Origin of the sequence: Achromobacter spanius, assembly GCF_002812705.1 — a bacterium.
Classification (GTDB): domain Bacteria; phylum Pseudomonadota; class Gammaproteobacteria; order Burkholderiales; family Burkholderiaceae_B; genus Achromobacter; species Achromobacter spanius.
In genome coordinates this window covers 3540032-3558088 of sequence record NZ_CP025030.1, presented here as the reverse complement: position 1 = coordinate 3558088, position 18057 = coordinate 3540032, and the positions used below count along the sequence as shown (strand labels likewise).

Annotated in this window: 17 protein-coding genes; 12 read left to right on the top strand and 5 right to left on the bottom strand. The window is 67.3% G+C overall.

Annotated features, from left to right (window positions below):
• The first annotated feature begins 15 nt into the window (after positions 1–15).
• Genes gspG through CVS48_RS16150 form a run of 8 tightly spaced genes read left to right on the top strand, consistent with a single transcriptional unit; the run spans position 16 to position 5370 of the window.
• Positions 16–444 (top strand): type II secretion system major pseudopilin GspG, encoded by a 429-nt coding sequence (gene gspG / locus CVS48_RS16185; protein ID WP_100855320.1) that lies wholly within the window; start codon positions 16–18, stop codon positions 442–444.
• Positions 416–904: a type II secretion system minor pseudopilin GspH gene (gene gspH, locus CVS48_RS16180; RefSeq protein ID WP_100855319.1), complete on the top strand. Its 489-nt coding sequence runs from the start codon at positions 416–418 to the stop codon at positions 902–904. Before gspG ends, gspH begins: the two co-directional genes overlap by 29 nt.
• Entirely contained in the window at positions 891–1343 is a 453-nt protein-coding gene (gene gspI, locus CVS48_RS16175) for a type II secretion system minor pseudopilin GspI (RefSeq protein ID WP_242001258.1), read from the top strand. The genes gspH and gspI overlap by 14 nt, the downstream gene beginning before the upstream one ends.
• Positions 1340–1978 (top strand): PulJ/GspJ family protein, encoded by a 639-nt coding sequence (locus CVS48_RS16170; RefSeq protein WP_242001259.1) that lies wholly within the window; start codon positions 1340–1342, stop codon positions 1976–1978. The genes gspI and CVS48_RS16170 overlap by 4 nt, the downstream gene beginning before the upstream one ends.
• Positions 1975–2928 carry a type II secretion system minor pseudopilin GspK gene (gspK, locus tag CVS48_RS16165; protein ID WP_100855317.1) on the top strand — a complete coding sequence of 318 codons (954 nt, stop codon included), beginning with the start codon at positions 1975–1977 and terminating at the stop codon, positions 2926–2928. The genes CVS48_RS16170 and gspK overlap by 4 nt, the downstream gene beginning before the upstream one ends.
• Positions 2907–3917: a type II secretion system protein GspL gene (gene gspL, locus CVS48_RS16160; protein WP_100855316.1), complete on the top strand. Its 1011-nt coding sequence runs from the start codon at positions 2907–2909 to the stop codon at positions 3915–3917. The genes gspK and gspL overlap by 22 nt, the downstream gene beginning before the upstream one ends.
• Entirely contained in the window at positions 3914–4612 is a 699-nt protein-coding gene (gspM, locus tag CVS48_RS16155; RefSeq protein WP_100855315.1) for a type II secretion system protein GspM, read from the top strand. Before gspL ends, gspM begins: the two co-directional genes overlap by 4 nt.
• Entirely contained in the window at positions 4612–5370 is a 759-nt protein-coding gene (locus tag CVS48_RS16150) for a type II secretion system protein N (RefSeq protein ID WP_100855314.1), read from the top strand. The genes gspM and CVS48_RS16150 overlap by 1 nt, the downstream gene beginning before the upstream one ends.
• Before the next feature lie 103 nt (positions 5371–5473).
• Here the strand turns inward: CVS48_RS16150 and gspE are convergent, their stop codons facing one another.
• Both gspE and gspD read right to left on the bottom strand, forming a co-directional pair.
• Positions 5474–6901 carry a type II secretion system ATPase GspE gene (gene gspE, locus CVS48_RS16145; protein WP_100855313.1) on the bottom strand — a complete coding sequence of 476 codons (1428 nt, stop codon included), beginning with the start codon at positions 6899–6901 and terminating at the stop codon, positions 5474–5476.
• Positions 6898–9279 carry a type II secretion system secretin GspD gene (gspD, locus tag CVS48_RS16140; RefSeq protein ID WP_100855312.1) on the bottom strand — a complete coding sequence of 794 codons (2382 nt, stop codon included), beginning with the start codon at positions 9277–9279 and terminating at the stop codon, positions 6898–6900. Before gspD ends, gspE begins: the two co-directional genes overlap by 4 nt.
• A 180-nt stretch (positions 9280–9459) precedes the next feature.
• Between gspD and gspF the strand changes: the two genes are divergently transcribed.
• Positions 9460–10665, top strand: coding sequence for a type II secretion system inner membrane protein GspF (gene gspF, locus CVS48_RS16135; protein ID WP_100855311.1), 1206 nt, complete (start codon positions 9460–9462; stop codon positions 10663–10665).
• Positions 10666–10743: 78 nt separating this feature from the next.
• Here gspF and CVS48_RS16130 read toward each other — a convergent pair whose 3' ends face one another.
• From CVS48_RS16130 to CVS48_RS16120, 3 genes are all read right to left on the bottom strand, one after another.
• Complete coding sequence (locus CVS48_RS16130) at positions 10744–11082, bottom strand: P-II family nitrogen regulator (RefSeq protein WP_050449738.1); 339 nt, start codon at positions 11080–11082, stop codon at positions 10744–10746.
• A 137-nt stretch (positions 11083–11219) separates the two neighbouring features.
• The gene (locus tag CVS48_RS16125; RefSeq protein ID WP_100855310.1) at positions 11220–13283 is read right to left on the bottom strand and encodes an NAD(+) synthase; all 2064 of its coding nucleotides are present in this window, start codon (positions 13281–13283) and stop codon (positions 11220–11222) included.
• Positions 13284–13358: 75 nt separating this feature from the next.
• Complete coding sequence (locus CVS48_RS16120; RefSeq protein ID WP_100855309.1) at positions 13359–14732, bottom strand: mechanosensitive ion channel family protein; 1374 nt, start codon at positions 14730–14732, stop codon at positions 13359–13361.
• Between the two features lie 160 nt (positions 14733–14892).
• On the opposite strand from CVS48_RS16120, the gene argH reads away from it, so the two are divergent.
• From argH to CVS48_RS16105, 3 genes are all read left to right on the top strand, one after another.
• Positions 14893–16314, top strand: a complete 1422-nt coding sequence (gene argH / locus CVS48_RS16115; protein WP_100855308.1) for an argininosuccinate lyase — start codon at positions 14893–14895, stop codon at positions 16312–16314.
• A gap of 181 nt (positions 16315–16495) precedes the next feature.
• Positions 16496–17002: a sigma-70 family RNA polymerase sigma factor gene (locus CVS48_RS16110; protein ID WP_100855307.1), complete on the top strand. Its 507-nt coding sequence runs from the start codon at positions 16496–16498 to the stop codon at positions 17000–17002.
• Complete coding sequence (locus CVS48_RS16105; RefSeq protein ID WP_100855306.1) at positions 16989–18029, top strand: FecR family protein; 1041 nt, start codon at positions 16989–16991, stop codon at positions 18027–18029. The genes CVS48_RS16110 and CVS48_RS16105 overlap by 14 nt, the downstream gene beginning before the upstream one ends.
• Positions 18030–18057: the final 28 nt, after the last annotated feature.

Here is an 18057-nt window from a genome sequence, read left to right as displayed (position 1 = left end):
GACCGGAGTCGTAAAGTGCGTCAGTTACCGCGCGGGCTTGCCCGTCAGCAAGGTTTCACCCTGATCGAGATCATGGTGGTGATTGTGATCATGGGGATTCTGGCGGCGCTGATCGTGCCGCGCGTGCTGGACCGCCCGGACCAGGCGCGGCAGGTGGCGGCGCGTCAGGATATTGGCGGCATCATGCAGGCCTTGAAGCTGTACCGGCTGGACAACGGCCGCTATCCGACCACGGCGCAAGGCCTGCGCGCGCTGGCTGAAAAGCCGGATGGCGCGTCGAACTGGCGCGGCTATCTGGACAAGCTGCCCAACGACCCCTGGGGCCACCCCTATCAATACCTGAGCCCGGGCGTCAAGGGCGACATCGACGTGTTCTCGTTTGGCGCCGACAACAAGCCCGGTGGAGAAAACGGCGATGCCGACATCGGTTCCTGGGAGCTCTGAGCGCGGCTTCACGCTGGTCGAGGTGTTGGTGGTGCTGGTGATTGTGGCCATTGCCGCCAGCATGGTGAGCCTGTCGATCGGCAAGCGCGACAACGGCCTGCGCGTCGACGCCGAACGCCTGGCCGATGCGTTCACCGTGGCGCAAAGCGAAGCCCGCAGCGACGGCCGGCCCATACGCTGGCTGGCCAGCGACCAAGGCTGGTCGTTCGAGCGCCAGGGCCGCTTGCCCGGCCCCAGCGCCGACGAAAACGTGCCCGTGCCGGTAGACCGCCTGGAGCAGGACGACATGCTGCGCCCGCAGTCCTGGCACGCGGGCGTCGTCCACCTGAGTCTGGCCCCCAACCGGCCGCTAGTGTTCAACACCGAATGGGTCGCCGACCCGATCACGCTGACCCTGCGCGCGGGCGATGACCAGGTCACCCTGCAACGCGACGCCGCCGGCCGTTATGACATCCGCTGATTTTCCTCTTTGCGCCACCAAGCTTGTCGCCAAGCGCACAAAGCGCACTCAACACCCCAAGCGCCCCCAGCGCCAGCGCGGCTTCACGCTGATTGAAGTGCTGGTGGCGCTGGCCATCATTGCCGTGGCGATGGCCGCCGCGCTGCGCGCCACCGGCGTCATGACGGCCAACAACCGCGCCTTGCAGGACAAGACCTTGGCGCTGCTGGCCGCGCAGAATGCCTTGACCCAATTGCGGCTGGAACAGAGCTTGCCGCGCGCGGGATCGCAAACCGTGCCCTGCCCGCAAGGCGGCCGCGCGTTGCAGTGCGAACTGGTCTTCACGAATTCGATGAACCGCAGCTTCCGGCAGGTATCGGTCAACGTCCATGACGCCGCGTCGGGCCGGCCGGACGCCGTGCTACTGCAATTGGACGGCCTGCTGTCCAGCCTGCGATGACGATGCGCCGCGTGCTATCCCCACCCGTCGAGCGCCCCACCCGCGCGTCCCAGGCCGGCTTTACCCTGATCGAGGTGCTGGTTGCGCTGGCGTTGATGGCGCTGGTCAGCCTGATGGCCTGGCGCGGCCTGGCCAGCGTGTCCAGCGCGCGCGACCGCATCGAACAACAGGCCGAAGACACCGACGCCATCGTCCGGACACTGGGCCAGATGGCGCGCGACGTGGAACTGTCCTACACCGGCCCCCGCTTCGATGCGCCCGGCAAAGACGCCGTTGCGCTGACGAGCGGGCTGCGCCTGCTGCGCCAGAACACGGGCGGGCAAACGCTGGAACTGCTGCGCCCCGATACCGACGGCAATGGCCTCTGGCAGCGCGTGCAATGGCAGGTGCGGGCGGACGGCCTGTGGCGCGCCAGCGGGCCGCCAGCGCCGCGCAGCCCGCTGCCCCCCGCGGTCAATGCCGTGTTGCTGCTGCCCGGCGTGCGCGTGCTGAGCCTGCGCGCCTGGGTGCCGGGCGTGGGCTGGGCGGACGCCAACGCCAGTTTCGGCACGGCGCCCACCGGCATCGAAATCACGCTGGAACGCGGCGCGGCCAACGCGCCGCAGCGCTACACGCGCGTCCTGGAGCTGCCATGACGCCACGCTCTACCCTGAAGGAACGCGGCGCGGCGGTCATCAGCGCATTGATCATCGTGGCCATCGTGGCGGCGCTGACCACCAGCCTGTTCCAGCGCCAGACCGCCAGCACGCGGCGCGTGGAGAACGAGATGTCGCGCGTGCAGGCCCGCGTCATGCTGGCGGGTGGCATCGACTGGGCGCGCCTGGTCATCCGCGACCACGGCAAGCGCGAATCCACCACGCGCGGCGACCAGATCTGGGCCACGCCCATCCTCGACACGCGCATCGAACGCCCCGGCGACGACCGCGTCGCCGTGTTCTCGGGCCGCGTGCAAGACGAACAGGGCAAGTACAACCTGAGCAACCTCGCGCGCAACGGCGTGCCGCAGCCCGAGCAGGAAAAAGTGCTGCGCCGCCTGCTGGCCGCGCAGCAGTTGCCCGACACGCTGGCTGCTCACCTCATCGACATCATTGCCCTGGCGCAGCCGCCCGCGCTGGCGGCCGACGCGCCTTCCGGCGCCAGTGGCCAACCCGCCGCCACCCCCGATTCGCGCGCGCCGCTGCCGCGCGGCGTGGATGAAATTGCCGCCCAGCTTGGGCTGGAACCCGCCGTGCGCAACGAAATGCGCCGCACGATGACGGTGCTGCCGGTAGCCACCAGCGTCAACGTCAACACCGCGCCCGCCGAAGTCATTGCCGCCCTGGTGCCCGGGCTGTCGCTGAGCCAGGCACGCGCCATGACGGGCGAACGCGATCGTGGCAACTGGTTCAACAACGCCGGCGACTTCAGCAACCGCCTCGCCGGCACTGGCGTCGAGGCGACCGCCCCCACCGTCACCACCGCCAGCGGCTGGTTCATGGCCAGCGGCACCGTCGTCTACGAACGCGCGCGAGTCGCCATGCAAGCCCTGGTGCGCAGCGCGCCGCCCGCCTCGCCCGACACGATATGGACAAGAGAAATCCCTTGAAGAACGCCTTGCGCATCGCGCTTGCCCCCCTGGAAGAATTAACGGCCGATTCGCCGCTGCCCTATGCCTGGTTCGACCGGCGCGGACGTTGCGTCCAGCAGGGCGAACTGAGCGTGCGCGCCCTGGGCAACGCCTACCCCCACGCCGTCTGCGAAGCGGTGCTGCACCCCGCCGACGTCATCGCCACCACGGTACGCATTCCAGCCGTGCCCCGCGCGCGCTTTGCCGCTGCCGTGCACAGCGCGTTGGAACCCCTGGTGCTAAGCGATCTGGACGCGCTGGCTATCGGATTTAGCGCACGCGCCGCCGATGGCAGCGTGGCGCTGGCGTGGTCACCCCGTGAGCCGGTGCGGCGCGCCTGGGGCCTGCTGAATGCCCAGGGCCTGCGCGCCCATGCGCTGATCGCGCCGCAAACCCTGGCGCCCACGTCGTCCGAACCCTTGCGTACCCCCGCCGACCCGCGTTGGCAGGCGCCGTCGCCCACGTGGTCGCTGGCCATGCCGCAGTTGGCGCCGGCCCAGATCTCGCGCTGGCGTCCGGTGTGGCGTTGGGGTGCGGCGGCCGCTGTCGTCTGGATTGCGGGCTTGAACCTTTACGCCTCGCAGCTCAGCACCGAGGCCCAGGCACTGACGGCGGGCATGCGCCAGCAAGTGCTGGCCGCGTTTCCCGACCTGCCCGTCGTGCTGGACCCGCCCCGCCAGGCTCAGCAAGGCTTGGATGCACTACAGGCCAATCGTGGCGCGGCCAACGCGGCCGACTTCCTGCCCTTGGCGCGCGCCACCGCGCAACTGCTGCCGTTCGCGGCCGACAAGGTGTCGCGACTGACTTACGCGGATCAGGCCCTGACCTTGCAACTGGCCGAGTCCGGCGAACAAGCGCAGCGCGTCGCCGAAACCCCCGCGCTGATCCAGCAAGCCGCCGCCTTGGGCCTAAAGCTGGAACGCGGCGATACCGACAACACCTGGCGCATCGTGCGCAAACAACCATGACCGCCCCGATTGAAAACCGGCAGACGATTCTGCAAAAGAATCCGCAAGCGAATCCGCACACAATTCCGCACACAATTCCGCACACGACTCCGCAAACCAATCTGCAAACCCGCCTGCAAGCCGGCTGGCAAACCGCCCACGCCCGTCTGCGCAAAGCCGTCGACCCCACGCTTGCCCGTGCCCGACTACGCTTTCAGGCGCTGGCGCCGCGCGAACGCCGCCTGGTCACGGGAGCCGGCGCGCTGCTCGGCATGGCCGTGGTCTTTGTCACGCTGATCGAACCGCCCCTGAACACGATGCGCAAGCTGCAAGCCGAACTGCCGCTCTTGCGCGGGCAGGCTGCCGCCGTGGCCGACCTGACCGCCCAGGCCCGCGCGCTGCGCCAACGATCCGCCGCGCCCGTGGCGTCGCTGCCCACGCAGGCGGAAGTGGGCGCCAGCCTGGAACGCGCCGGGCTGCCGGCGGCGATGTGGACCCTGGGCACGCCCGAGTCCGGCAAGGGTTTGCAATTGACCTTGAACCAGGCGCCGTCATCCGCCCTGCTGCCCTGGCTGGACGGCGCCGGACAAGACTGGGGACTGAGCACACAGCAAGTGGAATTGAACCGGGCCACCAATCCCAATGGCCGGCCCCTGCCAGGGCTCGTCAACGGCCACGTCACGCTGACGCTGCCCGAACCATCGGGAGCCCGCTGATGGCGTGGGTGCGTGTGAACAAGCGGTCGGCCACGCTCTGGCTGGCCAGTTGCGCCTGTGCCGTGGCCGCCGCCGCCAGCGTGCTGCCCGCGCGCTGGTTGCTGGCCATGCAGTCGGATGCTTCCCTTGTGTCACTGGCGGACGCCGGCGGCACGGTATGGCACGGCAGTGCCTGGGTGGCGCTGGGCCCGCAAGGGTCGCGGCGCGTGTTGCCGCAACCCGTGCAATGGCAATGGCGTTGGGATGCGATGGCGCTTGAGGTCACGCACCCCTGGCTGCAAGGTCCCTTGCGGGCGCGTCTGGGCTGGACCGGCATAGCCGTGCCGGCGCAATCGCTGCGTGTGCCGGCCACCGTCTTGCCCGCGCTGGGCGCGCCCTGGAACACGCTGGCGCCCGAAGGGATGCTGGAGATCAAGTGGCAGGCCTTGAGCCTGGGCGGCAGTTTGCCGGCCGGCCAGATCGCGGATGTGCGCTGGCGTAACGCGGGCACGGCGCTGACGTCGATTGCGCCGGTGGGCACGTATCTGCTGCGGGTACAAGGCCAAGGCAAGGCGGGTGCAACGCTGACACTCAGCACGGAAAGCGGGCTGCTGGCCGTCACGGGCCAGGGCACCGCCGGCCCGCGCGGCGCGCGCTTCGAAGGCCAGGCCACCTATGCGGAGGCGGCCACGCCCGCGCAGCGGGCCGCGCTGGATGGCTTGATGTCCACGCTGGGCCGCCGCTCGGGTGACACGGTGGTGTTTCGGGCCGGCAAGTAGGCGGGCCTGCCGCCAGGCAGGCCGCGCCTGGGTGCCTCCGCGCCTGCGTGCCTGCGTGCCTGCGTGCCTGGATGCCTGGATGCCTGCGTGCCTGCCCGCAGTGCTAGGCGTCGCGCGTAACCCGCACGATTTCCTCGGGCGAGGTCTGCCCGCCTTCCACCCAGCGCTGGCCATCCTGCCGCATCGTGCGCATGCCCGCGGCCATGGCGGCCACGCGCAATTCGCGTTCGTCGCGGCCTTCATGGATCAGGCGGCGCGCGTCGTCGTCCACGGTAAACAGTTCGTGGATACCCGACCGTCCGCTGTAGCCGGTGTGATTGCAGGCCGGGCACCCCACGGGATGGAACACTCGCATGCCATCCTGCATCGACGGCTTCTTGCATTCCGGGCACAGCTTGCGCACCAGCCGCTGCGCCAGCACGCCCAATAGCGACGAGGCCAACAGAAAGGGCTCCACGCCCATATCCGTCAGCCGAGTCACGGCGGACACGGCGTCGTTGGTGTGCAGCGTGGCCAGCACCAGGTGGCCCGTCAGCGAGGCCTGCACCGCGATCTGCGCGGTTTCCAGATCGCGGATTTCTCCGATCATGATGACGTCCGGGTCCTGTCGCAAGATGGCGCGCAGGGCCAGCGCGAAGCTCATGTCGATCTTCGCGTTGACCTGCGTCTGGCTGATACCGGACAGGTCGTATTCGATGGGGTCTTCCACCGTCAGGATATTGCTGGTGGCCGCATCCAGCCGGCTTAGCGCGGCGTACAGCGTAGTGGTCTTGCCGCTGCCGGTGGGCCCCGTCACCAGCACAATGCCGTGCGGCTGGCGGATCAGGCGGTCCAGTTGCGTCAACACCTCGGGGCACATGCCCAGGCGCTCCAATTGCAGCCGCCCCGCTTCCTTGTCCAACAAGCGCAGCACGGCGCGTTCGCCATGGCCCGTGGGCAAGGTCGACACGCGCACGTCAATGGGCCGGCCGCCCACGCGCAGCGCAATGCGGCCGTCTTGCGGCAGGCGTTTTTCGGCGATGTCCAGATGCGCCATGATCTTGATGCGTGAAATCAAGGCCGCGTGCAAGGCCTTGCGCGGCGACACCACATCGCGCAGCGTGCCGTCGACGCGGTAACGCACCACCGAATGGGTTTCGAAGGGCTCAATGTGGATGTCGCTGGCGCCGTCGCGCGCGGCCTGCGCGAACAGCGCGTTGATCATGCGGATCACGGGCGCATCGTCCTGCGCTTCCAGCAGGTCGGCCACCTCGGGCATGTCTTGCAGCAGGCGGTCCAGGTCAATCTCGTTTTCCGCCACGCCCATGACGGACGCGGCGTCTTCGGAATGGCTGTATGCCGCCGTCAACAAGGTTTCCAGCGCCTCGTCGTCCACCTGCGCCAGTGTCACGTCGCCATGGCAGCGCCGAATTTCCCGCACCGCCCATTCCGGCGTGCGCGGGCTGACCGTCAACTGCACCTGGCCCGCGCGCAGCGACAGCACGGCCCGCTGCGCGCGCGCCCAGGCGTAGGGCAAGGGGTGCGCGCTCATAGCAGCGACTCGGGGTCCACCGCCACGCTGTGCATCAAGCTGCTGGACACGTGAATCGGCATGGCGGCAGTGCGCGCCGGCGGGCTGCCCGGGTACTGACGCACCGTGAACGACTGCACCGTGGCGGGTGGCGGCTGGCGCAGGGTGGCGGCCTGCTGGTCCGGGCGCAGGTCGTAGGCGTTGTTCGACACCGACGGCGCGGAGCCGGGCAGCGGCAGCATCGGCGCCTGCATGTCGGGCAATGCCCAGTGGTGACCCGGTTGCGCCGCGCCCTGCGCCCGGCGCATGTAGTCGTAGCGGTCCATGGTGACGCTGGCGCTGCGCTTGGCGTCGCGCACCACGTAGGGGCGCAGGAACACCATCAGGTTGGTCTTGGTGCGCTTGCGCGTGTCGTAGCGAAACAGCGACCCGATGACCGGCAGCGAACCCAGGCCGGGCACGCTGTTGGTGGTCAAGGTGACGTTGTCTTCCAGCAGGCCGCCCAGCACGATGATCTGGCCGTCATCGATCAACACGCTGGTGTCGATGGCGCGCTTGTTGGTCACGATGCCGCTGGTGGAATTGGAACGGCTTTCGTCGATGCTGCTGACTTCCTGGTAGATGTCCAGCTTGACCGCGCCGCCTTCCGAAATTTGCGGACGGATGTTCAGCTTCAGGCCCACGTCCTCGCGTTCAATCGTCTGGAACGGGTTCGAGCTGCCGTTGCTGCCCGACGTGACGTATTGGCCCGTCACGAACGGCACGGTCTTGCCCACCAGAATGCTGGCCGACTGGTTGTCCAGCGTCAGCAGGTTCGGCGTGGACAGGATGTTGGCTTCGCCCGTGTTTTCCATGGCGCGGGCCAACACGCCCAGGTTGATGACCTGGTTGCCCAGCACGTCCACGGTGCCCTTGACCACGCCCAGGCTCAGGCCGCCACCGATGGCGTCGATGGACGTCGGGCCGTTGCCCGTGATGCCGCTGCCGCCCAGGTTGGTGCCGCCGATGAAGCTGGTGCCGTTGCTGTTGATGTTGCCCGCGCCCGTCATCCACTGGATGCCGAATTCCGCGGCTTTTTCTTCGCTGACTTCAACGATCAGGCTTTCCACCAGCACCTGCGCGCGGCGCTGGTCCAACTGGTCGATCACTTCGCGCAGGCTGCGGTACAGCGGTTCGGGCGCGGAGATGATCAGCGAGTTGGTGGCCGGATCGGCCTGTATGGTGGCGCCGCCCGCCGAATACGACACGGGTTGCGAGCTGTTGTCTTCCCGCGCGATGCGCTCTTGCTCGCCCGACAAACCGCTCTTGGATGAACCCGACAAGCTGGCCATGCCCTGCCCCGTCTGCGCGTTGCCCGCCGAGGTGTTCTGGGTACGCGCGCCCGTCTGCTGACCGCCCGTGGCGCTGCTTGCACCGCCCGACGCGCCTGGCGCGGAATTGGCCTGCCCGGTCAACAGGCCGCCCAGCACTTCGGCAATGCGCGAGGCTTGCGCATTGCGCATGTAGACCACGTGCAAGTTGCCGGCGCGGTTCTGCTGCGCGTCCAGCTTCATGATCAGGTCACGCGCCAGGCGCGTGCGCGCCGGGCTGCCCGAACGCACCAGCACGCTGTTGCTGCGTGGGTCGGCCACCACCGCGATGCGCTGCGTGGGGTCGCTGCTTTGCGTGTCCAGCAACTGCGAGGCCAGGATGGCGATGTCGGTCGCGATGCCCGACTGCACCGGCACCACGTCGGTGTCGATGGAGCTGGGTACGTCGATACGGGCGATGACCTGCGCAATGCGCTCCAGGTTGTCGGCGTAGTCCGTGACCACCAGCGTGTTATTGCCGGGGTAGGCATTGATGGGGTTGTTGGGCGGCACCATCGGGCGCAGCACGGGCACCAGGTTCGCCGCGTTCTCGTACTTCAGGGGGAACACGCGCGTCAGCATCTCGCCGCTGCTGCGGCCGCCTTTCGCGAAGGCCGACACGGGCACCGGCCCGCGCGCGGCGCCGGTCGACGCGCTGGTCGATGCAGGCGCGGCCGCCGGCCGTGTATTGCCCACCACGGCGCTGCCTTGCAGCTTGGCGTCGGCTTCAGGCACCACGCGCGTCACGCCGTCCACGTCCACGATGGCAAAGCCCTGCAAGCGCAGCGCCCCCGTCAGCATGGCCAGCGCCTGCCCGCTATCCACGGGGCGGTCGGACACCAGCGTCAGCTTGCCCTTGACGCGCGGGTCCACCAGGAAGTTGCGCTGCGTGAACAACGACAGCGCGCGCAACACGGCGGGAATGTCGGTGTCGACAAAGTTCAAGCTGACACGGTTGTCCGTTTGTTGAGCTTGGGCCGTGCTGATCGCCGGTCCGATTTGGCTTGCGATGAGCAAGGCGGCAAGGCTGAATTGCGCGATGTGACGCATGACGAGAGTGGTGCCTTCAGACGTGAATGCAGGTGTGAAAAAACGTGAAATCGCGTCGGAGTATACGGGGTGACAGTGCAACACCACGGTCATATTTGACATGCAACATACAGCCTGCAAACCCTTTAAATTCGGGGCTCTTGCGCGTTTTTCATTTGCGCGTCTCCCCCTGCTTTCGCCATGCCTTCCTTTCGATACGAAGCCACCGACGCGCTGGGCAAAATCGTGCGTGGCACGATCGACGCCGACACCGAGCGCGGCGCCCGCAACCAGTTGCGCGGCCGTGGCCTGTTGCCCTTATCGACGGCATCGGCCGCGCGCACTGAAGGCCTGGGCGCCAGCCTGCGCACCCGCCTGTCGGATGCCGACCTGGCCTGGCTGACGCGCCAACTGGCCAGTCTGCTGGCGGCGCGCTTGCCGCTGGATGCCGCGCTTTCCGCCACGCTTGAACAAGCGGAGAAAAAACACATCGCCGCCACACTTGGCGCCGTGCGCGACGACGTGCGCGCCGGCCACCGCCTGTCCACCGCGCTGGCCGCCCGGCCGCGTGACTTTCCCGAGATCTATCGCGCCCTGATCGGCGCGGGCGAAGAGTCCGGCGACCTGGCGCAAGTGATGGAGAAGCTGGCGGACTACATCGAAGAACGCAACACCTTGCGCAGCAAGGTCATGACGGCCTTCATCTACCCGGCGGTGGTTGCCAGCGTGTCGGTCATCATCGTGATCTTCCTGCTGGGCTATGTGGTGCCGCAGGTGGTGTCGGCGTTCAGCCAGGCCAAGCAGCAATTGCCGATGCTGACCCGCGTGATGCTGGCCTTGTCGGACTATGTGCGCGAATGGGGCATGGTGACGGGCGTGGGCCTGGCCTTGGCCATCGTGCTGTGGCGCTACACGCTGCGCGCGCCCGCCGCGCGCCGTGCGTGGCATGCGCGCGTGTTGCGCCTGCCGCTGATGGGCCGCTTCGTGCTGGGGGTGAACGCGGCGCGCTTTGCGTCCACGCTGGCCATCTTGTGCGGCAGCGGCGTGGCGCTGCTGACCGCGCTGGAAGCTGCGCGCCGCACCCTGGGCAACGACGTGCTGCGCCAAGCGGTGGACGAGGCATCTGCACGCGTGCGCGAAGGCGCGGCGCTATCGGCGTCGCTGGGCGCGCAGAAGGTCTTTCCGTCGCTGTTGGTGCACCTGATTGCCAGCGGCGAAAAAACCGGACGGCTGCCCGAATTGCTGGACCGAGGCGCGCAGAATCTGTCGCGCGATCTGGAACGCCGCGCCATGGCGATGACGGCGCTGCTGGAACCGGCGCTGATTCTGCTGATGGGGGGTTTTGTCCTGCTGATCGTGCTGGCGGTGATGATGCCGATTCTGGAAATGAACCAACTGATCCGCTAGAAAGACAAAGGCGTCCGCCCCGGTGATGGGGCGAGCGCCTTGGACGCTCAGGCGATGGCGCTCAACAGGTAGCGCGGATCACAGCGCTTCTTCGTCGGATTCGCCGGTGCGGATGCGGATGGCTTGTTCGACCGGAGACACGAAGATCTTGCCGTCGCCGATCTTGCCGGTGCGCGCGGCCTTGACCACGGCTTCGATGGCGGCTTCGACCTGGCTGTCGGGCAGCACGACTTCAACGCGAATTTTGGGCAGGAAGTCCACCACGTATTCCGCGCCCCGATAGAGTTCGGTGTGGCCTTTCTGGCGGCCGAAACCCTTGACCTCGGTCACGGTCAGGCCGCTGACGCCGACTTCGGCCAGCGCTTCGCGGACTTCGTCAAGCTTGAAGGGTTTGATGATGGCGGTGACTTGTTTCACGTTGGTCGTCCTGGGTTTTTGATGTGTTGCGGCGCCCTGCCCGCGCTGGCGCGGCCGGCAAAGCGCAATGGATAAGAGAATACCACCGGGGCCCGCGCCGCAAGCGAGGCGATTGCGGCATTGCGGGACAACCCCGATCAGCCCGGCGGCGCGGCGTCGGGAATGCGCTCGGCGTCACGCATCCACACCACCGATTCCGAATCGCTGGGCGCGCGCCAGTCGCCACGCGGCGACAGCGAACCGCCCGACCCCACCTTGGGCGAGTTCGGCACGCAGGTGCGCTTGAACTGGGTCGTGCGGAAAAACCGGTCCAGGAATATCTTCAGGTTGCGCTTGATGGTGGCCAGGTCGTATTGGTTGCGCACCACGTGCCCGGCATCGGGCCAGGCGCCGGCCTCGCGGTCGCGCCAGGCGGTAAACGCCAGGAACGCCACCTTGGTCGGGGCAAAGCCGTAGCGCAGCGTGTAGTACAGGTTGAAGTCCTGCAGCTCGTAGGGGCCGATGGAGTCTTCGCTTTTCTGCACGGGCTTTTCGTCGCTGCCCGGCACCAGTTCCGGGCTGACGTCCGTGCCCAGCACGTCCAGCAGCACGGCCGCGCCGTCCTCGCCCAGCCGGCCGGATTCGGCCACCCAGCGCACCAGGTGCGTGATCAGGGTCTTGGGCACGCTGGCATTCACGCTGTAGTGCGACATGTGGTCGCCCACGCCATACGTGCACCAACCCAGTGCAAGTTCGCTGAGGTCGCCCGTGCCGATGACGATGGCGTTGCTGAAGTTGGCGATGCGGAACAGGTGGTTGGTGCGTTCGCCGGCCTGCACGTTTTCGAACGTGATGTCGTAGACCGGCTTGCCATCCGCATAGGGGTGGCCCAGGTCTTTCAGCATCTGCAGGCAACTGGGGCGGATGTCGACTTCGGACGCGGTGCAGCCCACCACCGACATCAGCCGGCGCGCCTGTTGCAGCGTACGAGAACTGGTGGCGAAGCCGGGCATGGTCACGGCCAGGATGTTGGACCGAGGCAGCCCCAGCGTATCCATGGCCTGCGCGCAGACCAGCAGCGCGTGGGTGGAATCCAGCCCGCCGGAAATGCCGATGACCACTTTCGACATCTTGCTGGCCGACAGGCGCTGGGCCAGGGCCTGCACCTGGATGCTGTAGACCTCTTTGCAGCGGGCATCGCGCCGTTGCGGGTCGGCCGGTACATAGGGAAACCGCGCCACGCGCCGCTCAAGCGGCAGCTCGGCATCGTCAAGCGGCGGGTTCACCGGCACCGCCACGGGGCGGAACTTGCGCACTTCGTCCTGATGACGGCGGACGGATTGGCCGAAGGTGGTCTGGCGCATGCGCTCGCGCGACAAACGTTCCAGGTCCACGTCCGAGAACAACAGGTGCGAATGGTTCAAGAAGCGCTCGGACTCGCCGAGCAGTTCGCCGTTTTCATAGATAAGCGCCTGGCCGTCCCACGCCAGGTCGGTGGACGATTCGCCCCGGCCGGCCGACGTGTACATATAGGCGGACAGGCAGCGCGCCGACTGTTGCGCCACAAGCTGGTGCCGGTATTCCGACTTGCCCACGACGATGTTCGACGCGGACAAATTCACCAGCACGGTGGCGCCGGCCAGCGACGCGAACGACGACGGCGGAATCGGCACCCAGACGTCTTCGCAGATTTCCACATGGAACTGGAACAGCGGCAGCCTTTCCATCTGGAACAGCAGTTCGGCGCCAAAGGGCACGGTCTGGTCAAGCAGGCGGATGTCGGTGACAGGCGCGCAATCGGCGGCGCTGAATTGGCGCGCTTCGTAGAACTCGCCGTAGTTGGGCAGGTAGCTCTTGGGCACCACGCCCAGCACGCGCCCGCCGGCGGCAACCACGGCGCAGTTGAACAACTGGTGCGACACGCGCAGCGGCGCACCCACGATGACGGCGATATCCAGTTCGGCCGTGGCCGCCACCACCCGCGCCAGCGCTTCCTCGCATTCGTCCAGCAAGGCTTTCTGGTGGAAGAGATCGTCGCAGGTGTAGGCCGACAGGCCCAATTCGGGAAACGCCACCAGCACGGCGCCGCCCTGGGCGGCCTGCTGAGCCAGTTCGATGGTTTGCGTGGCGTTGAAGGCCGGATCGGCGATGCGGCATTCGGGTACGCCGACCGCCACCCGGGCGAAGCCGTGGGAATACAGGTTGAAGAACGGGTTCGACATCGGGGGTTCGCCTGGGGTCAATGAAGACTAAGTTCCAACCGGCGGATTATCTCACGGCGCCTGGCGCGCTTTCGTCTAGGTCGGCATCTTGCCATCGGTCAGGCCGCGCTCGGACACGGCGCCCGAGCCATCCGGCAACGCCGGCGCCGGACGATCGCGATCCCGGTCCGCCGCCAACGCGGCCTGGATGGCGCTTTCGCGCAGATGGCTGCCCATGGCGCCGATGTCGGCCCCGGACGGCTGCTGGTACAGGCGCAGCCCAAGCTCGGGCAGGATGGCCAGCAGATGGTCGAAGATGTCGCCCTGGATACGTTCGTATTCCACCCAGGCAGTCACGGCCGTAAAGCAATAGACCTCGACCGGAATGCCGTCGGACGAGGGCTCCATCATGCGCACCATCATCGCCATGTCCTGGCGCACTTCCGGGTTCTGCTTCAGGAAGGCCAGGCCGTAGGCGCGGAAGGTGCCGATGTTGGTCAGCCGGCGGCGGTTGGCGGGCACGCTGGCCAATTCCCCCATGGTCTGGTTAGCCTGGGCGATGTCCTGCGTCTTGGCCTGCAGGTAGTCGTGCAGCAGGCGAAAGCGCATCAGGCGCTGGGATTCTTCGTCGGTCAGGAAGCGCACGCTCGTCGCGTCAATGCGCAGCGTGCGCTTGATGCGCCGGCCGCCGGATTCGAACATGTGCCGGTAGTTGCGATAGCTTTCCGAGAACAGCTTGTAGGTCGGCACCGTGGTGACGGTGTTGTCCCAGTTCTGCACCTTGACCGTATGCAGCGCGATGTCCTTCACGAATCCATCGGCGTTGGATTGCGGCATTTCGATCCAGTCCCCAATGCGCAGCATGTCGTTGCTGGTCAATTGCGTGCTGGCCACCAGCGACAGCAGCGTGTCCTTGAACACCAGCAACAGCACCGCCGACAGCGCGCCCAGGCCGGAAATCATCCACAAGGGCGAGCGGTCGATCAGGATGGACAGCACCAACACGGTGCACACCGCCGCCAGAATCAGCTTGCCGATCTGGATATAGCCCTTGATGGAGCGCGTTTGCGCCCGCGTGGTGGCGGAATAGGTGTCCTGCCAGGCGCTCAGCACGCCCGAGAACGCCACGAACACGCAGATCCAGGCGCCCGCGTGGGCCAGCCGGCCAACGATGCTGACGGCTTTTTCCGCGTGCGGCACCAGGCCGATGCCCATCGACACCACGGCGAACGGCACCGCGTACCACAGGTTCTGGTACGCCCGGCGGCGTTGCAGCGCCTGGTCCCAGTCACCCCGCCCGCTCAGCACCAGCACGCGGTGCGCCAGCAGCAGCACCACGCGCGCCACCACCCACTGCACGAACAGCGCGGTCAGCACCAGCACGCCTACACCCACCAGCGTCTGCGCCCAGGTCTCGTGCGGCATGTGCGCATCGAGTTGGGTGACCAGTTCTTCCCATTCCACGGGCATATCTCTTTGACTCGCTCTAAGTTCTTGAAACGACGACTTGAAACCAAGGCTGGATTATCCGACATGTCGGGCGTTGGCGCGCTGTCGCGCCCGTGAAATCGGGGCCGGGCCGGCCGCCGCGTGCGCCGCCCCGCCGGCAGGCCCTATAATTCCGCCCATCATGGCAAACACTCCCTCCCCCGATCAAAACCAGTTCGCCAACAAGGCGCAGGCCTGGTCCGCCCGGTTCTCGGAACCGGTATCCGAACTCGTCAAACGCTATACGGCGTCCGTGGATTTCGACAAGCGCCTGGCGCGCCACGACATCCAGGGCTCGCTCGCGCACGCTGACATGCTGGCCGCCCAAGGCATCATCGGCGCGCAAGACCTGGCCGACATCCAGCGTGGCATGACCCAGATCCTGTCTGAAATCGACGCCGGCAGCTTCCAATGGCTGCTGGATCTGGAAGACGTGCACCTGAACATCGAAAAGCGCCTGGTGGAACTGGTGGGCGACGCGGGCAAGCGCCTGCACACCGGCCGTTCGCGTAACGACCAGGTGGCCACCGACATCCGCCTGTGGCTGCGCGACGAAATCGACAACCTGCAAGACCTGCTGCGCCAACTGCGCCACGCCCTGGCCGCAGTCGCCCTGGAAAACGCCGGCACCATCATGCCGGGCTTCACCCATCTGCAAGTTGCCCAACCCGTCACGTTCGGCCACCACCTGCTGGCCTATGCCGAAATGTTCGGCCGCGACGCCGAGCGCCTGGCCGACTGCCGCCGCCGCGTGAACCGCCTGCCGCTGGGCGCCGCCGCGCTGGCCGGCACGTCGTTCCCCATCGACCGCGAACGCGTCGCCAAGACGCTGGGCTTTGACGGCGTGTGCCGCAATTCGCTGGATGCCGTGTCCGACCGCGACTTCGCCATCGAATTCTGCGCCGCCGGCGCGCTGATCATGACGCACGTGTCGCGCCTGTCCGAAGAGCTGGTGCTGTGGATGAGCCCGCGCGTGGGCTTCATCGACCTGGCCGACCGCTTCTGCACCGGCAGCTCGATCATGCCGCAAAAGAAAAACCCCGACGTGCCCGAGCTTGCCCGTGGCAAGACCGGCCGCGTCAACGGCAACCTGGTCGCCCTGCTGACCCTGATGAAAGGCCAACCCCTGGCCTACAACAAGGACAACCAGGAAGACAAGGAAGGCCTGTTCGACACCGTGGACACCGTGCGCGACACGCTGACCATCTTTGCGGACATGGCTGCCGGCATCAAGGTCAAGGCCGACAACATGCGCGCCGCCGCCCTGCAAGGCTTCGCCACCGCCACCGACCTGGCCGACTACCTGGTCAAGCGCGGCGTGCCCTTCCGCGACGCCCACGAAGTGGTCGCCCACGCCGTGCGCGACTGCGAACAGCGCGGCTGCGACCTGGCTGACCTGTCCACCGACGAACTCAAGGCCTATCACGCCCAGATCGGCGACGACGTCCACCAGGTGCTGACGCTGGAAGGCTCGGTTGCCGCCCGCAAGCACGTCGGCGGCACCGCCCCCGAACGCGTGGCCGAAGAAGCCCAGCGCGTACTGGCGGAAACGGCCGAAGGCTGATTCCTCCGGGATCCCGCCTTACCAAACAAGGCCCTCGCAAGAGGGCCTTGTTGCGTCTGGCGCCAGCGCGGATGCCCGGCAACGCCGTACGTCCGGCCCCGCATTAATGGGAATGATTTACACTACGCACCTTCTCTGTTCCCCGTCGTCCCTTCCCCGTCGTCCCTTTCCCCATTCGTCCATGCCTCGCAGCAAACCCCAAGACAAAGGCTGGATCGGCTGCTATGCCGAGATGGTGCGCGGCTGGGTGCGCAAGGTGGGCAACACCCACGAGGCCGAGGACGCGCTGCAAGACGCGGCCGTGGGCTTGTTGAAGTCGGACGGCGGTCACATCCTGGAGCCACGGGCCTACCTGTACCGCGCCAGCATGAACAGCCTGGCCGGCAACGCGCGCCGCGAGGCCCGGCTGCCCACGCTGCCCTTGCATGAAATCAGCGAAGACGATCACCCCCGGGACGTGGACAGCGGCGCCGCCGTGCGCGCCGCGCAATTGGCCGCGGCCGTTGAAGCGGCCCTGCTGCAATTGCCCATCAAATGCCGGCAGGCCTATATCTGGCATCGCCTGGAAGGGTATTCCCACCAGGAAGTCGCCGCGCGGCTGGGCGTGTCGCTGAATTCCGTCGAGCGCTATATCATGCGCGCCATGCGTCATCTGCGCGACGCCCTGCACAGCTATGCGCCCGACTGAGCCCCATTCCCCGGCCGACAACGGCACCCGCCCCACGTTCGATGATCCGCGCGATGCCGCGGCATTCTGGTTCGCCCGCGCGCGCTCCGGCAGGATGAGCGTTGCCGACCAGCTCGCTTTCGATGCCTGGTTGAAGCAAGCCCCAGCGCACGCCCACGAATACGCGCTGCTGGACGAGGTCTGGCGCGATACCCTGGCGGTGCCTGCGGAACGGCTGCGCGCCCTGGCCCGCGATACCGAATTCGAAACCGAATCCGAATCCGCCCCGACGCGGGTCCGCCCCCCGTCGCGACGGGTGCGCTGGGCCGGCGTCGCGTTGGCGGGCGCCGCCGCGCTGGCGATTGGGGTGGCCACGGTGCCGCTGTTTCAAACCGCCGCGCCAACCTACGATGCCACGCTCGCCAGCGCCCATGGTGAACGCCGCCAGGTCGCGCTGTCGGACGATTCCATCCTGGAACTCAATACCGACACGCAGGCCAACGTGCGCTTCTACCCCGACCGCCGCGAGGTCGATCTGGCGGCGGGCGAGATCACGTTTTCCGTCAAGGCCGATGCCAACCGCCCTTTCTACGTGCGCACGGGCGACGCGCAAGTTCGCGTGACGGGCACACGCTTTAACGTGCGCCGCCACGGCGACGTTACCGACGTGGCCGTGCTGTCCGGATCGGTCGAGGTCAAACCCACGGGCTTGCGCTTTTGGCAACAGGCCGCCTTGACGCCCGGCCAAGGCCTGACGGTGTCTCGGTCGGGGCTGGGTGCCCCGCATGTCGTGGACCTGGCGGCGCTGACCGCATGGCACCAAGGCCGCATCGTTTTCAACAACACGCCGCTTGCTGACGCCGTGCGCGAAATGAATCGCTATGCGCCCTATGCCATCCGGCTGTCCGGCGCGGGGTTGGACAAGGTGCGGATTGCGGGCGCGGTCAGCATCGACCAGCCGGCGAGCTTCCTGGAACTGCTGCCCCGCATCGCGCCTGTGCGTATCGACGCGGAAGGCGGTAACCGCTACGTCGTCAAAGCACGCTGATTCCCACTGCGGCATCACCCCTCATCTG